The 15,125-nt window shown below is 59.5% G+C and carries 18 protein-coding genes; 1 reads left to right on the top strand and 17 read right to left on the bottom strand.

Annotated features, from left to right (window positions below; genetic code table 11):
- Positions 1-23: 23 nt before the first annotated feature.
- The 16 genes from hisS to trmJ all read right to left on the bottom strand — a co-directional run bounded on the left by hisS (position 24) and on the right by trmJ (position 13,343).
- On the bottom strand, positions 24-1,313 hold the full coding sequence (gene hisS, locus VLA07_RS05660; RefSeq protein WP_027612134.1) for a histidine--tRNA ligase: 1,290 nt from the start codon (positions 1,311-1,313) through the stop codon (positions 24-26).
- Positions 1,314-1,349: 36 nt separating this feature from the next.
- Positions 1,350-2,459: a flavodoxin-dependent (E)-4-hydroxy-3-methylbut-2-enyl-diphosphate synthase gene (gene ispG / locus VLA07_RS05655; protein ID WP_007964434.1), complete on the bottom strand. Its 1,110-nt coding sequence runs from the start codon at positions 2,457-2,459 to the stop codon at positions 1,350-1,352.
- Positions 2,460-2,462: 3 nt separating this feature from the next.
- Entirely contained in the window at positions 2,463-3,500 is a 1,038-nt protein-coding gene (locus tag VLA07_RS05650; RefSeq protein WP_333988575.1) for a RodZ family helix-turn-helix domain-containing protein, read from the bottom strand.
- Entirely contained in the window at positions 3,500-4,258 is a 759-nt protein-coding gene (gene pilW, locus VLA07_RS05645; protein WP_007964430.1) for a type IV pilus biogenesis/stability protein PilW, read from the bottom strand. The genes VLA07_RS05650 and pilW overlap by 1 nt, the downstream gene beginning before the upstream one ends.
- A gap of 12 nt (positions 4,259-4,270) precedes the next feature.
- Entirely contained in the window at positions 4,271-5,419 is a 1,149-nt protein-coding gene (rlmN, locus tag VLA07_RS05640) for a 23S rRNA (adenine(2503)-C(2))-methyltransferase RlmN (protein WP_003227893.1), read from the bottom strand.
- A gap of 28 nt (positions 5,420-5,447) precedes the next feature.
- Positions 5,448-5,873 carry a nucleoside-diphosphate kinase gene (ndk, locus tag VLA07_RS05635; RefSeq protein ID WP_007964426.1) on the bottom strand — a complete coding sequence of 142 codons (426 nt, stop codon included), beginning with the start codon at positions 5,871-5,873 and terminating at the stop codon, positions 5,448-5,450.
- 88 nt (positions 5,874-5,961) lie between these two features.
- Positions 5,962-6,162, bottom strand: a complete 201-nt coding sequence (gene iscX / locus VLA07_RS05630; protein ID WP_103367342.1) for a Fe-S cluster assembly protein IscX — start codon at positions 6,160-6,162, stop codon at positions 5,962-5,964.
- A gap of 14 nt (positions 6,163-6,176) precedes the next feature.
- Positions 6,177-6,518, bottom strand: coding sequence for an ISC system 2Fe-2S type ferredoxin (fdx, locus tag VLA07_RS05625; RefSeq protein ID WP_007964424.1), 342 nt, complete (start codon positions 6,516-6,518; stop codon positions 6,177-6,179).
- The gene (hscA, locus tag VLA07_RS05620) at positions 6,518-8,383 is read right to left on the bottom strand and encodes a Fe-S protein assembly chaperone HscA (protein WP_103367341.1); all 1,866 of its coding nucleotides are present in this window, start codon (positions 8,381-8,383) and stop codon (positions 6,518-6,520) included. Before hscA ends, fdx begins: the two co-directional genes overlap by 1 nt.
- Before the next feature lie 51 nt (positions 8,384-8,434).
- Positions 8,435-8,956, bottom strand: a complete 522-nt coding sequence (hscB, locus tag VLA07_RS05615) for a co-chaperone HscB (RefSeq protein WP_003227901.1) — start codon at positions 8,954-8,956, stop codon at positions 8,435-8,437.
- A gap of 8 nt (positions 8,957-8,964) precedes the next feature.
- Positions 8,965-9,288 carry an iron-sulfur cluster assembly protein IscA gene (gene iscA / locus VLA07_RS05610; RefSeq protein ID WP_003227904.1) on the bottom strand — a complete coding sequence of 108 codons (324 nt, stop codon included), beginning with the start codon at positions 9,286-9,288 and terminating at the stop codon, positions 8,965-8,967.
- 28 nt (positions 9,289-9,316) lie between these two features.
- Positions 9,317-9,703 (bottom strand): Fe-S cluster assembly scaffold IscU, encoded by a 387-nt coding sequence (gene iscU, locus VLA07_RS05605; protein WP_003227907.1) that lies wholly within the window; start codon positions 9,701-9,703, stop codon positions 9,317-9,319.
- A gap of 83 nt (positions 9,704-9,786) precedes the next feature.
- A complete protein-coding gene (locus VLA07_RS05600; RefSeq protein ID WP_007964423.1) occupies positions 9,787-11,001 on the bottom strand; it encodes an IscS subfamily cysteine desulfurase in 1,215 nt (404 codons plus the stop codon).
- Positions 11,002-11,051: 50 nt separating this feature from the next.
- Positions 11,052-11,543, bottom strand: a complete 492-nt coding sequence (gene iscR / locus VLA07_RS05595; protein ID WP_007956690.1) for a Fe-S cluster assembly transcriptional regulator IscR — start codon at positions 11,541-11,543, stop codon at positions 11,052-11,054.
- 249 nt (positions 11,544-11,792) lie between these two features.
- Entirely contained in the window at positions 11,793-12,569 is a 777-nt protein-coding gene (gene cysE / locus VLA07_RS05590; RefSeq protein WP_258603539.1) for a serine O-acetyltransferase, read from the bottom strand.
- Between the two features lie 3 nt (positions 12,570-12,572).
- Positions 12,573-13,343, bottom strand: coding sequence for a tRNA (cytosine(32)/uridine(32)-2'-O)-methyltransferase TrmJ (gene trmJ, locus VLA07_RS05585; protein WP_330207606.1), 771 nt, complete (start codon positions 13,341-13,343; stop codon positions 12,573-12,575).
- 145 nt (positions 13,344-13,488) lie between these two features.
- Here trmJ and suhB point away from each other — a divergent pair, with 145 nt between their 5' ends.
- Positions 13,489-14,307 (top strand): type III secretion system regulator SuhB, encoded by an 819-nt coding sequence (gene suhB, locus VLA07_RS05580; RefSeq protein WP_003227916.1) that lies wholly within the window; start codon positions 13,489-13,491, stop codon positions 14,305-14,307.
- A 245-nt stretch (positions 14,308-14,552) separates the two neighbouring features.
- On the opposite strand, the gene VLA07_RS05575 is transcribed toward suhB, so the two are convergent.
- On the bottom strand, positions 14,553-15,101 hold the full coding sequence (locus VLA07_RS05575; protein WP_041071808.1) for a glycine zipper 2TM domain-containing protein: 549 nt from the start codon (positions 15,099-15,101) through the stop codon (positions 14,553-14,555).
- Positions 15,102-15,125 lie beyond the last annotated feature (24 nt).

Below are 15,125 nucleotides of genomic sequence, written 5' to 3'. Positions count from 1 at the left end.
CTAAATCGGCTGTTTAGACAGCTTCAACCCTGCACGACGCAGGTGGCCAGGTGAGCGGCAAGCGCATCCCAGGCAATGCTTTGTTGTTCGCCCTGGCCACGCAGGGGTTTGAAACCTACCACTTGCTGGGCCATTTCGTCGTCACCCAGGATCAGTGCGTACAGCGCACCGCTCTTGTCGGCTTTCTTGAACTGGCTTTTGAAGCTGCCGGCGCCGGCATTGACTTGCAGACGCAGGTTTGGAAGCTGGTCACGCACACGCTCGGCCAGGGCCAGACCGGCCAGTTCGGCCTCCTCGCCAAAGGCGCAGAGGTAAACGTCGACCTGACGGGAGATTTCTTCCGGGATCTGCTCCAGGGTTTCGAGCATCAACACCAGACGCTCGATGCCCATGGCGAAACCCACGCCTGTAGTCGGCTTGCCGCCCATCTGCTCGACCAGACCGTCGTAACGACCGCCCGCGCAGACAGTGCCCTGGGCGCCGAGCTTGTCGGTGACCCATTCGAATACGGTTTTGCTGTAGTAATCGAGGCCGCGCACCAGTTTCGGGTTGAGCACGTACGGGATGCCAACCGCGTCCAGACGCGCCTTCAGACCTTCGAAGTGCGCACGGGATTCGTCGTCCAGGTAGTCGGCCATCTTCGGCGCATCGACCAGTACGGCTTGAGTGTCGGCATTTTTGGTGTCGAGCACGCGCAGCGGGTTGGTTTTCAGGCGACGCTGGCTGTCTTCGTCGAGCTTGTCGTGGTGCGCCGAGAGGTACTCGACCAGCGCTTCACGATAGCGACCACGGGACTCGCTGGTGCCCAGGCTGTTGAGTTCGAGCTTGACCGCATCACGGATACCCAGCTCGCCCCACAGGCGCCAGGTCATGATGATCAGTTCGGCGTCGATGTCCGGACCGTCGAGGTTGAACACCTCCAGACCGATCTGGTGGAACTGGCGATAACGGCCTTTCTGCGGACGCTCGTGGCGGAACATCGGGCCGATGTACCAGAGTTTCTGCACCTGACCACCGCCGGTGATGCCGTGTTCGAGCACCGCACGCACACACGCCGCTGTGCCTTCCGGACGCAGGGTCAGAGAGTCGCCGTTGCGATCTTCGAAGGTGTACATCTCTTTTTCGACGATGTCGGTCACTTCACCGATCGAGCGTTTGAACAGCTCGGTGAATTCGACGATCGGCATGCGGATCTGCTTGTAACCGTAGTTATCCAGCAGACGCGCGACAGTGCCCTCGAAATAACGCCACAGCGGGGTCTGTTCGGGCAGGATGTCGTTCATGCCACGAATGGCTTGCAGAGACTTGCTCACTTTAAATCCTTAAATTCGTTCGGCTTTCAGTCAGGCTCAGCCGCGCGCGATGACCGCTGCGTCAGCTTCGACCTTCTCGGCCGCTTTCTCGCGGATCAGCTTTTCCAGCTCGTCCACCAGATTGTCATTCGTCAGTTTCTGCGACGGCTTGCCGTCGATGTAAATCAGGTTTGGCGTGCCGCCGGTCAAGCCGATATGGGCTTCCTTGGCTTCGCCGGGGCCGTTGACCACGCAACCGATCACCGCGACATCCAGCGGCACCAGCAGGTCTTCAAGGCGCCCTTCCAGCTCGTTCATGGTCTTGACCACATCGAAGTTCTGCCGCGAGCAGCTCGGGCAGGCGATGAAGTTGATGCCACGGGAACGCAGATGCAAAGACTTGAGAATGTCGTAACCGACCTTCACTTCCTCGACCGGATCGGCCGCCAGCGAGATGCGGATAGTATCGCCAATCCCCTCGGCGAGCAGCATACCTAGGCCCACGGCGGATTTCACTGTGCCCGAACGCAATCCACCGGCTTCGGTGATGCCCAGGTGCAGCGGCTGGACGATTTCTTTCGCCAGCAGACGGTAGGCTTCGACGGCCATGAACACGTCGGAGGCTTTCACGCTGACCTTGAAGTCCTGGAAATTCAGGCGTTCGAGGTGCTCGACGTGACGCAGCGCGGACTCGACCAGTGCAGCCGGGGTCGGTTCGCCGTATTTCTTCTGCAGGTCTTTTTCCAGCGAGCCGGCGTTGACGCCGATACGGATCGGAATCCCGCGGTCACGGGCGGCATCGACCACGGCACGCACCCGGTCTTCACGACCGATGTTGCCCGGGTTGATGCGCAGGCAGTCCACACCCAGTTCGGCGACGCGCAGAGCGATCTTGTAGTCGAAGTGGATGTCGGCAACCAGCGGCACCTTGACCAGTTGCTTGATCCTGCCGAACGCCTCGGCGGCGTCCATGTCCGGTACCGAAACACGGACGATGTCGACGCCGGCCGCTTCCAGACGATTGATCTGGGCGACGGTGGCAGCCACATCATTGGTGTCGCTGTTGGTCATGCTCTGCACAGCGATGGGCGCATCGCCGCCAACAGGTACGTTACCGACCCAGATCTTGCGCGAAACGCGACGTTTGATTGGAGATTCGCCGTGCATGACTTATTGACCCAACTTCAGGCGAGCAGTCTCGCCACTGGTGAACGGAGCGATATCGACCGGTTGGCCGTTGTAGCTGACCTGTGCGGCGCGAGCCACACCCAGACGCACCGCCAGTGGCGGCTTGCCGGAAACTGAAACGCTGTCGCCTTTATGTTTCAGACCGCTGAACAGCACTTTGCCGCGACCATCGGTGACCTGTGCCCAGCAATCGGCGGTGAACTGCAGTTGCACCTGGCCGTCGCCAGCCGCTGGGACAGCTGCTTCTGCGGTCGGCGCAGAGGTAGCCGCTACCACTGGTGCGGTGACCATCGGCGCTGGTGTGGCCGGGGCATTCGGTGCCGGAGTCGCCGGAGCCGCCACAACCGGGGCCGGTGTATGAACCGGTGCGGCTGGCGTGGTTGCAGCCGGGACGGCGGGTGCGGTGGCCGGAGCAACCGGCTCGGCACCGGTCGATTCAGCGGTGGTTTCCGATTGCGGCAGTGCCAGCGCGGTTGCGCCCTCGGCCTGACCTTCGGCAACGGCCTGGTCTTCCGGCTCGTCGATCGGGTGAATCTGTGTGGTGCCGTCGGCGCCTTCGACTTCAACGTGCTCCGGGGCCAGGCTGGTCACGTCCTTGCTGCGCTGCGAGGTCTGATCCTGCCACCAGACGAAACCGCCGCCGATGACCGCGACCAGCAACAGCAGGCTGACAATACGCAAAATAGTGTGTGAAACCCGCACCGGCTCTTCGATACGGCCCAGCGCATGCACATTGCTGCCTTGGGAGTCGGTACCGGTGGACTGGTCGAATTGCTGAACCAGAACGGTCTGGTCCATGCCAAGCAACTTGGCGTAAGCGCGAATGTAACCGCGAGCGAAGGTGTGCCCTGGCAGCTTGTCGAAAGCGCCAGCTTCAAGATTGCTCAGGGAAGTCACGGTGAGGTTGAGCTTGAGGGCCACTTCGGCCAGCGACCAGCCATTGCTTTCGCGGGCCTGGCGCAAAGTCTCACCGGGATTAACGCGAGTCGCTGCTACAACTTCGGGATGCGCCGCTTTCATCATTGCTCCGACAGGTATTGCTGATATTCCGGCGTACCGGGATAGAGTCGTTTTAATTGCAGGCCATAACTGGCGGCCTTGTCGCGATCTTCAAACACTTTTGCCAGCCGAACGCCGAGCAATAGACTACGTGCATTTTGCTCGGTTAGCAGGCTGAAACGGTCGTAATAGTCACGCGCGGGCACATAATGCCTGTCTTCGAAGGACAACTCAGCCATTTCCAGCAAAGCGCGCGGTTGTTGACGGTTCAGCCGCAGGGCTTTTTCCAGTTGCTGCTGTGCCAGATCCCGCTGACCGAGTTTCGAGGCGGTCATGCCGAGGTTCTCGAAGACTCGCGAACGCTCAGGATACAGGGTATCGGCGGCTGCCTGCTCAAAACGCTCGTAGGCTTCCTTGTAACGCTGTTCTTCGTAGAGAAAACTGCCGTAGTTATTAAGGATTCGTGCATCGGTGGGACGCGAGGACAGGGCTTTGCGGAAATGTTCGTCGGCCAGCTTCGGCTCCATTTCGGCCTGGAACACCAGGCCGAGGGCAGCGTTGGCATCAGGATCGGAGCCGTCCAGCTCCAGCGCCTTCTTCAGCGGCACCTTGGCGCGCTCGGTCATCCCTTGCTGCAAGTATCCCAGTCCCAGCTGCACGTAGGCGGCACGCGCTTCGTCGCGGCCCTTGCTGGTCTTCATCGGGTTGTAGTCACCCGACAGGACACAACCAGCACACAGGCTGGCCATCAGCAACAGCAGCGCAAAGCGCAGGGACATAGAGATCCTCTCTTAGTTAGTGTTCGCGGCGTTCTGTGCCAGATCGCTGTCGGCGCTCAACTCGCGCACGGCGATGTAACGTTCACTGCGACGGGTGCGATCCAGCACCTGCCCTACCAATTGACCACACGCAGCGTCGATGTCTTCACCACGGGTGGTGCGGACAGTGACGTTAAAGCCGGCCTGATGCAACTGATCCTGGAACCGACGAATGGCGTTGTTGCTCGGCCGCTCGTAACCGGAATGCGGGAACGGGTTGAACGGAATCAGGTTGATCTTGCACGGAATGTCTTTGAGCAGCTCGATCATTTCCACGGCGTGCTCAAGCTTGTCGTTGACGTCCTTGAGCAAGGTGTACTCGATGGTCAGCACGCGTTTCTCGCCCAGGGCGGACATGTAGCGCTGGCACGACTCGAGCAGCATCTTAAGCGGATATTTCTTGTTGATCGGCACCAATTGGTTACGCAATGCGTCATTCGGTGCGTGCAGGGACAACGCCAGGGAGACGTCGATGTGCTTGGCCAGCTCATCGATCATCGGCACCACGCCCGAAGTGGACAGGGTCACGCGGCGCTTGGAGATCCCGTAACCGAGGTCATCCATCATCAGATGCATGGCGGCCACGACGTTGTCGAAGTTCAGCAGCGGTTCGCCCATGCCCATCATCACCACGTTGGTGATGGCGCGGTCGATGGTGGCGGGAACACTGCCGAAGGATTTGTTGGCAATCCACACCTGACCGATGACTTCGGCGGCGGTGAGGTTGCTGTTGAAGCCTTGCTTGCCGGTGGAGCAGAAACTGCAGTCCAGGGCACAGCCTGCCTGGGACGAAACGCACAGCGTGCCGCGTTTGCCCTGGGGAATGTAGACGGTCTCGACACAGCTGCCGGACGCCACGCGCACCACCCACTTGCGGGTGCCGTCGCTGGAAATGTCCTCGCTGACCACTTCGGGACCACGGACCTCAGCAATAGCCTTGAGCTTGTCGCGCAAGGCCTTGCTGACGTTCGTCATGGCGTCGAAATCATCGACGCCAAAGTGGTGAATCCATTTCATTACCTGACCGGCACGGAAACGCTTCTCCCCGATTGAGTCGAAGAATTTTTCCATTTCCGGCTGGGTCAGACCCAGCAGGTTTGTTTTAACAGTCGATGTAGTCATGGATTCACCTTCACTCTTAAAGCAATGCTTAGCGAGTGGTTACTTCAGTAGCTGCGAAGAAGTACGAGATTTCGCGAGCAGCAGCGGCTTCGGAGTCCGAACCGTGAACGGCGTTGGCGTCGATCGACTCAGCGAAGTCAGCACGGATGGTGCCGGCAGCAGCTTCTTTAGGGTTGGTAGCGCCCATCAGCTCACGGTTCAGAGCGATAGCGTTTTCGCCTTCCAGAACCTGAACAACAACAGGACCGGAGATCATGAAAGCAACCAGGTCGCCGAAGAAACCGCGCTCTTTGTGCTCAGCGTAGAAGCCTTCAGCTTCGGCTTTGGACAGCTGCTTCAGTTTCGAAGCTACAACGCGCAGGCCTGCTTTTTCGAAACGAGTGGTGATCTCGCCGATGACGTTTTTTGCAACAGCGTCAGGCTTGATGATGGAGAAAGTACGTTGAACAGCCATGGTGTAACTCCAGAAACGGTAATTTGCGAAAAATTAAACCCGCGAATTATACGCGGGTTCTTGGGTATTGCCTAACCTGCGAGGACGATCAGTCGACTTCATCGATCCAGAGTGCCTGAACCGCTTCCAACACCTTCTCGCCGACACGGCCAGAGGTGTTGTCGAAGTCAGGCAATTCCATGATCCATCGCTGCAGGTCGACGAAATTGACAGAAAGCGGATCTACATCCGGCTTGGCTTCGGCCAATTCTTCTGCAATGCGTTGAACATCATTCCAACCGTAGCTCATGACAGTCTTACCAGTCAGTGCGGCGCTTCGGCCGCATGGTTAAGCGAATATTTCGGAATCTCGACGGTGATGTCTTCTTCACCAACGATAGCCTGACAGGCCAGACGCGATTGCGCCTCCAGACCCCAGGCGCGATCGAGGAAGTCTTCTTCCAGCTCGTCCGCCTCTTCCAGCGAGTCGAAACCCTCGCGGATGATGCAGTGGCAAGTGGTGCAGGCGCAGACGCCACCGCAGGCGCTTTCCATCTCGATGTGGTGTTCGTGAGCCAGCTCGAGAATCGAAGTGCCGGGTTCGGCCTCGACGACCATGCCTTCAGGGCAGAACTTCTCGTGGGGCAGAAAAATGACCTGCGGCATCAGATATCCTCGATTTCATTCAGATTGCGCCCCGACAGAGCGGCTTTCACCGTCAGATCCATGCGGCGGGCGGCAAAAGCATCGGTCACTTGCGACAGACGCTTGGTCTGCTGCTCGATAGCGTAACCATCGGTGCCTTTCATCAGTTCGGCCAGTTCCTGCATCTGCAGCTCGATGACCATGCGCTCCTCGGAGTCGAGCAAACGCTCGCCATCAGCCTCCAGAGCACCCTGCACCGCTTCGATCAGGCGCTGGGCATCGACTTGCTGCTCGCGCAGGACGCGGGCGACCTTGTCGTCGTTGGCGTGCTGGAACGAATCCTTGAGCATCTTGGCGATTTCACCGTCGGTCAGACCGTAGGACGGCTTGACCTGAATGCTCGCCTCGACGCCCGAACCCAGTTCACGGGCAGACACGCTGAGCAGACCGTCGGCATCGACCTGGAAGGTCACGCGAATCTTCGCCGCACCGGCCACCATCGCCGGAATGCCGCGCAGTTCGAAGCGTGCCAGGGAGCGGCAGTCGCTGATCAGCTCGCGCTCACCCTGCAGCACATGGATCGCCATGGCCGACTGGCCGTCTTTATAAGTAGTGAAGTCCTGCGCACGGGCGACCGGGATGGTGGTGTTGCGCGGAATCACCTTCTCCATCAGCCCGCCCATGGTTTCCAGCCCAAGGGACAGTGGAATCACGTCGAGCAGCAGCAGTTCGCCGCCATCGCGCTTGTTGCCAGCCAGCGTATCCGCCTGGATCGCGGCCCCGATGGCCACCACTTGATCCGGGTCGATTTCCGTCAATGGCTGACGACCGAAGGCTTCGGCGACCGCTTCACGAACGCGCGGCACACGAGTCGAACCACCGACCATGACCACGGCATGCACGTCTTCCAGTTCGATACCGGAATCACGCACGGCGCGGCGGCAGGCTTTCAGGCTGCGAGCAACCATCGGCTCGATCAGCGCATCGAAGGCTTCGCGGGTCAGCTGCGCTTTCCAGTCACCGTAGGCGACTTCAACGCTGGCCGCATCGGTCAGGGCTTCTTTGGCCGCACAGGCGGTTTGCAGCAGATTGCGTTGTGCGCCCGGGTCGAGGTCGGCGGACAGGCCGGCGCTCTCAATGATCCAGCCGGCAATCGCATGATCGAAGTCATCGCCGCCCAGCGCGCTGTCGCCGCCAGTGGCCAGCACTTCGAAAACACCGCCAGTCAAACGCAGAATCGAAATATCGAACGTACCGCCGCCCAAGTCGTAGATTGCGACCAGACCTTCGGCGTGTTGATCCAGACCATACGCCACGGCAGCAGCGGTCGGCTCGTTGAGCAGACGCAGCACATTCAGACCGGCGAGTTTCGCCGCATCCTTGGTGGCTTGGCGCTGCGCATCGTCGAAATACGCCGGAACGGTGATCACCGCACCGACCAGCTCGCCACCCAGGGTCGCTTCAGCACGCTGACGCAGGACCTTGAGGATATCGGCGGAGACTTCGACCGGGCTTTTCGGGCCTTGTACGGTGTCGATGAACGGCATGTGCGATTCGCCGCCGACAAAGCGGTATGGCAGTTGCTCGCCCAATTGCTTGACGTCGGACAAACCACGCCCCATCAGGCGCTTGACCGACAGCACAGTATTCAAGGGATCGGAGGACGCGGCCAGTTTGGCCGATTCGCCAACCTCGACGCGGTCGGCGTGATAACGCACGGCGGACGGCAGGATGACCTGCCCGTCAGCGTCGGCCAGTGGCTCGGAAAGACCACTGCGCAACGCAGCGACCAGCGAATTGGTAGTGCCCAAGTCGATTCCCACAGCCAGACGACGCTGGTGCGGTTGAGGACTTTGGCCGGGTTCGGCGATCTGCAGTAGGGCCATCGTGATCAGGACTTATCTGTATATCAGGCGTGCGACCGGAGCGGCACTGGGTTAATCGTCGAGGCGCTCTTCTAACTGGCGCACTTCGTAGGTGAGCTTGTCGAGGAACTGCATGCGCCGCATCAGGCGTTCGGCCTGTTCGCGTTGCGCTGCATCATCCCAACAGGCTGCGAAGCTTTCGTTCAACTGTTCCTGAGCCACCTTCAGGCGACGCTTGAATACCGCGACACCGTCGAGATCGGCGCTGTCCTGGAGGTCTTCGAGCTCTTCGCGCCATTGCATCTGCTGCAAGAGAAACTCGGGGTCATGGACCGTGACTTCCATCGGCACTTCATGCCCGCTGATGGTCAGCAGGTAGCGTGCACGCTGGGCAGGACTCTTGAGCGTCTGATACGCGTCGTTAAGCCGCGCAGACTGCTCGAGCGCTGAGCGCTGCTCGCGCTCGGAAGCGTCGGCAAAGCGGTCAGGATGAACACCGCGCGCCAACTCACGGTAGCGCGTGGCCAACTGCTCGAGATCCAGGCGAAAGCTCGGCTGCAGCTCGAATAAAGCGAAATGACAAGGAATACCCACGACAAGCCTCAGATGTTGAAGCTTTCGCCGCAGCCACATTCACCGCGTACGTTGGGATTGTTGAACTTGAAGCCTTCGTTCAACCCTTCCTTGACGAAATCGAGCTCGGTGCCGTCCAGGTAAGCCAGGCTTTTCGGGTCGATGATCACTTTCTCGCCGTGACTTTCGAACACCTGATCCTCGGCAACCACCTCGTCGACAAACTCCAGCACGTAGGCAAGGCCGGAACAGCCCGTGGTGCGAACACCCAGACGAATCCCTTCACCTTTGCCGCGCCCGTCGAGGGAGCGTCGCACGTGTCGAGCAGCCGCTTCTGTCATGCTGATAGCCATCGTTGACTCCTTACTCGTCGCGCAATGCTTAGATCAAGCCTTTCTTCTGCTTGTAGTCGCGAACAGCCGCTTTGATAGCGTCTTCAGCGAGTACCGAGCAGTGGATTTTCACTGGCGGCAGAGCCAGTTCTTCGGCCAGCTGAGTGTTCTTGATGGTCTCGGCTTCGTCCAGCGTCTTGCCCTTCATCCACTCGGTGGCCAGGGAGCTGGAAGCGATTGCCGAACCGCAGCCGTAAGTCTTGAACTTGGCGTCTTCGATAACGCCCTGATCGTTTACCTTGATCTGCAGACGCATCACGTCGCCGCACGCCGGAGCGCCGACCATGCCGGTGCCGACATCCGGGTCTTCCGCGTTCATCTTGCCGACGTTGCGCGGGTTTTCGTAGTGGTCGATGACCTTTTCGCTGTAAGCCATGGTGCTTAATCCTCACTCATCAGAGAGTCGCTCTTTAAGCCCTGCAACCTGGGGTCGCAGGGCCGGTTCGCGGCGACTTGAAATCAGTGTGCCGCCCACTCGATTTTCGAAATGTCGACACCGTCTTTGTACATGTCCCACAGCGGCGACAGAGCGCGCAGCTTGGTAACGGCCTCGCAGACTTTCTGCGCGGCGTAGTCGATTTCTTCTTCGGTGGTGAAACGGCCGAAGGTGAAACGGATCGAGCTGTGTGCCAGTTCGTCGTTGCGGCCGAGGGCACGCAGCACGTACGAAGGCTCCAGGGACGCCGAGGTGCAGGCCGAACCGGACGATACCGCCAGATCCTTGAGCGCCATGATCAGCGACTCGCCTTCAACGTAGTTGAAGCTCAGGTTCAGGTTGTGCGGAACGCGGGCGGTCAGGCTGCCGTTGACGTACAGCTCTTCCAGATGCTCGACCTGCTTGTAGAAGCGGTCGCTCAGGGCTTTGATGCGCACGTTTTCGGCAGCCATGTCTTCCTTGGCTACACGGAACGCTTCGCCCATGCCGACGATCTGGTGGGTCGCCAGCGTGCCGGAACGCATGCCGCGCTCGTGACCGCCGCCGTGCATGGTCGCTTCGATGCGCACACGCGGCTTGCGGCTGACGTACAGCGCGCCGATGCCTTTAGGGCCGTAGGTTTTGTGGGCGGAGAACGACATCATGTCGACTTTCAGCTTCTGCAGGTCAATGTCGACCTTGCCAGTGGACTGAGCCGCGTCAACATGCAGCAGAACGCCCTTGGAGCGGGTCAGTTCGCCGATGGCAGCGATGTCATTGATGGTGCCGATTTCGTTGTTCACGTGCATCACCGACACCAGAATGGTGTCTTCGCGCAGTGCCGCTTCGATCATCGCCGGGGTGATCAGACCGTCTTCGGTCGGCTCGAGGTAGGTCACTTCGAAACCTTCACGCTCCAGTTGGCGCATGGTGTCGAGAACGGCCTTGTGTTCGATCTTGCTGGTGATCAGGTGCTTGCCTTTGGAGCCATAGAAATGCGCCGCACCCTTGATCGCCAGGTTGTCGGATTCGGTGGCGCCGGACGTCCAGACGATTTCACGCGGGTCGGCGTTGACCAGATCGGCCACCTGACGACGGGCGTTTTCGACGGACTCTTCAGCTTTCCAGCCGAACACGTGGGAACGGGACGCCGGGTTACCGAAGTTTCCGTCGACCAGCAGGCATTCACTCATCTTTTGCGCAACGCGCGGATCGACCGGGGTGGTCGCAGAGTAATCAAGGTAAATCGGCAATTTCATGGACTATCTCCTAAATCAGGCTGGCTGGCGTGCCGCTAGCTCTTTGGCTGTCATTCGACGGCGGACGCTTCAATCTTGTCCAGGCGCGGCGCCTTGCCATTGCAACGACGCTGATCCTGACGCTGGGCCACTTCCTGCACCTCACGGCGAGTTACGAGGTCGGCCAAGCTGATACCGCTGAGAAATTCGTGAATCTGCAGGCTCAGGTCGCACCACAGGTGATGAGTCAGGCAGGTGTCGCCGGAATGGCAGTCGCCCTGGCCCTGGCACTTTGTAGCATCGACCGATTCGTTGACCGCATCGATCACCTGAGCCACCTGGATGCCCTGCATGTCGCGCGACAGCTGGTAACCACCGCCTGGACCGCGAACACTGGAAACCAGGTTACTGCGGCGCAGCTTGGCGAAAAGCTGTTCGAGATAGGACAGGGAGATGCCTTGGCGCTCGGAGATATCGGCCAGGGACACCGGCCCGTGCTGCGCGTGCAACGCCAGGTCAAGCATGGCGGTCACGGCGTATCGGCCTTTTGTAGTCAGTCGCATGGACAATTACCACGGAGTTCGGAATGGGCGGGAGTATGCAATTCCCGAGCATTTAAGTCAACTATAAGACCTAGTGCTTTAGTCGGGTTTACCCGCAAAAGAGCGCGCGAATGATAGCAGGGTCTGCGGCTTAATGGCACACCACCCTGCCGATGGAACCTGTAGGAGCTGCCGCAGGCTGCGATCTTTTGATTTTGCCGCTTATAAGATCAAAAGATCGCAGCCTTCGGCAGCTCCTACAAAAGCGTGTCAGCCGGCTTTGGATTCGTCTTTGCCTTTGACGCAGGCGAAGTCTTCTTCGCGCAGCGAAGGCAGATCTTTCGCACAATAATTACTGCCCAGATCCTTCAGCGCGCCGCACATCCCTTCCAGCCGTCCATCCACCGCTTGCAGGTGATCGAGCAACTGACCGATGGCTCGGGCCACCGGATCGGGCATGTCTTCGCTGACACCATAAGCATCGAAGCCGATCTTCTCAGCCATCGCTTTGCGCTTGGCGTCCTGCTCTTCATCGGTTTTGACGATGATCCGCCCCGGAATCCCCACCACTGTGGCGCCCGGCGGCACTTCCTTGGTGACCACTGCATTGGAGCCGACTTTCGCGCCAGCCCCCACCGTGAATGGACCGAGCACTTTGGCACCAGCACCCACGACAACTCCATCACCCAGCGTCGGGTGGCGCTTGCCCTTGTTCCAACTGGTGCCGCCGAGGGTCACGCCCTGATAAATAGTCACGTCATCGCCGATCTCGGCGGTTTCACCAATAACGATGCCCATGCCGTGGTCAATGAAAAAGCGCCGACCAACTTTGGCACCCGGATGAATCTCGATCCCGGTCAGCCAGCGACCGAAATTCGATACCAGCCGCGCCAGCCATTTCAGCTCGTTGCGCCACAGCATCCCGGCCAACCGATGAATCCAGATCGCGTGCATACCGGGGTAGCAGGTCAGGACTTCAAAAGCGTTACGCGCCGCCGGGTCTCGATGGAATACGCTCTGGATATCTTCACGCAAACGCTCAAACATCATTCAGTCCTTCCGCTTAAGAAGCTCACCACGGGCCGCTTTCTGGGTTTCCGTGAGGATGCCACGCAAAATATTCATTTCCGCCCGGCTGACCGAGCTGCGTCCGTACAATCGGCGCAGACGCGCCATCAAGTGCCGCGGCTTTTCCGGATCAAGAAATTCGATGGCGACCAGCGTCTGCTCCAGATGCTCGTAAAAGCGCTCCAGCTCATCCATGGTCGCGAGCTCGGCGCTTTTCACCGAGGCCACTTCTTCTTTCTCGATCTTGGTCGGCTGCCCTTGAGCGGCCAGCCAGGCCATGCGCACTTCGTAGCTCAACACCTGCACCGCCGCCCCGAGGTTCAACGAGCTGAACTCAGGATCGGAGGGGATGTGCACGTGAAAGTGACATCGCTGCAGCTCCTCGTTGGTCAGGCCGGAGTCTTCACGACCGAACACCAACGCGATTTGTGCGCCCTGCCCCGCTTCCTCGACCACTTTGCTCCCGCATTCGCGGGGATCGAGCAGCGGCCAGGGAATGCGCCGGTCACGGGCGCTGGTGCCGAGCACCAGATTGCAGCCGACCAGGGCGTCTTCCAGAGTGGCGACGACTTGCGCGCTTTCAAGGATGTCACCGGCACCGGAAGCACGCGCATCGGCTTCATGATGCGGAAACAGGCGCGGTTCGACCAGCACCAGCCGCGACAGACCCATGTTTTTCATGGCGCGCGCGGCCCCGCCGATGTTGCCGGGGTGGCTGGTATTGACCAGGACGACACGGATGTTCTGCAGCAAGGGAGGCGCTCTCGGACACAGGAAAGGGGTGCAAATCTTACAGAACAGCCTACCGTTAAGCTATGAAAGCGAACAGCGACCTTCACCTGAAGAAAAGTTCTGATAGAATGCGCGGCTTTCTTTAACAACCTTAGGTGACACATCCATGCAGCCCATGCTGAATATCGCGCTGCGCGCCGCCCGCAGCGCCAGTGAACTGATCTTCCGCTCCATCGAGCGCCTGGATACCATCAAGGTCGACGAAAAAGACGCCAAGGATTATGTATCCGAGGTCGATCGCGCCGCCGAACAGAAAATCATCGATGCTCTGCGCAAGGCTTACCCGAATCACTCGATCCAGGGTGAAGAGACCGGCATGCACGTCGGTAACGGCATCGAAGGCGAAGAGTACCTGTGGATCATCGATCCACTGGACGGCACCACCAACTTCCTGCGTGGCATTCCTCACTTTGCTGTCAGCATTGCCTGCAAATACCGTGGTCGCCTGGAGCACGCAGTGGTTCTGGACCCGGTTCGCCAGGAAGAATTCACCGCCAGCCGTGGTCGCGGCGCTCAACTGAACGGTCGTCGTCTGCGCGTCAGCGGTCGCACCAGCCTCGACGGCGCTCTGCTGGGCACTGGCTTCCCGTTCCGTGACGACCAGATGGACAACCTCGATAACTACCTGGGCATGTTCCGCGCCCTGGTTGGCCAGACTGCCGGCATCCGCCGCGCCGGCTCCGCCAGCCTGGACCTGGCCTACGTGGCTGCCGGTCGTTTCGATGCATTTTGGGAATCGGGCCTGTCCGAGTGGGACATGGCTGCCGGCGCCCTGCTGATTCAAGAAGCTGGCGGCTTGGTGAGCGACTTCACCGGCGGTCACGATTTCCTTGAAAAAGGCCACATCGTTGCCGGCAACACCAAATGCTTCAAGGCAGTACTGACGGCGATCCAGCCGCACCTGCCGGCTTCGCTGAAGCGCTAAGCTTCCTGCGAAACGCAAAAAGCACCCTTCGGGGTGCTTTTTTTATGCCTGCGATTTCAGCCTCCACTCAAATCCACTGTGGGAGCGGACTTGCTCGCGAAGGCGGCGCGTCAGCCAACATTAATTCTGGATGGTAGACCGCATTCGCGAGCAAGCCCGCTCCCACAGGGTCTTTGTGGTGAGGCTTGAATCGCAGGCACAAAAAAGCACCCCGCAGGGTGCTTCTTTTTTAAACAGTCGGACTGTTATTGACCCGGCTGATTCTGCGACAGAATCAACTTGCCTTCCTTGTCGACCGGAATCTGGTTGCCCGGATCGCGATCCATCCGCACTTTGCCTTCCTTGCCATCCAGCGAGTAACGCACGTCGTAACCGACAACCTTGTCGCTGATGTCATTCACGGTGTTACAGCGAGTCTGAGTGGTGGTGTAGGTGTCTCGGTTCTGCATGCCTTCCTGCACCTTGTTACCGGCATAACCGCCACCAACCGCGCCAGCGACCGTGGCAATCTTCTTGCCGGTACCGCCGCCAATCTGGTTACCCAGCAAACCACCCGCTACCGCACCAATCGCGGTACCGAGGATCTGGTGTTGATCCTTGACCGGCGCCTGGCGGGTTACAGCAACATCCTTGCACACTTCACGTGGAGTCTTGATCTGTGTTTTGACCGGCTCAACGGCCAGCACTTGCGCATACTCAGGGCCGCTTTTAACCAGGCTGTAGGTGGCAACAGCACCCCCGGCAGTCACACCGACAGCACCCAATACCGCACCAACCAGCAACGACTTGTTCACATGAACCTCCTGACCATCACATGC

This window comes from Pseudomonas sp. S3(2024) (assembly GCF_036861315.1).
Lineage (GTDB): Bacteria > Pseudomonadota > Gammaproteobacteria > Pseudomonadales > Pseudomonadaceae > Aquipseudomonas > Aquipseudomonas putida_A.
Note: the sequence above shows the minus strand (reverse complement) of the source record. Positions and strands in the feature narration are given on the sequence as shown.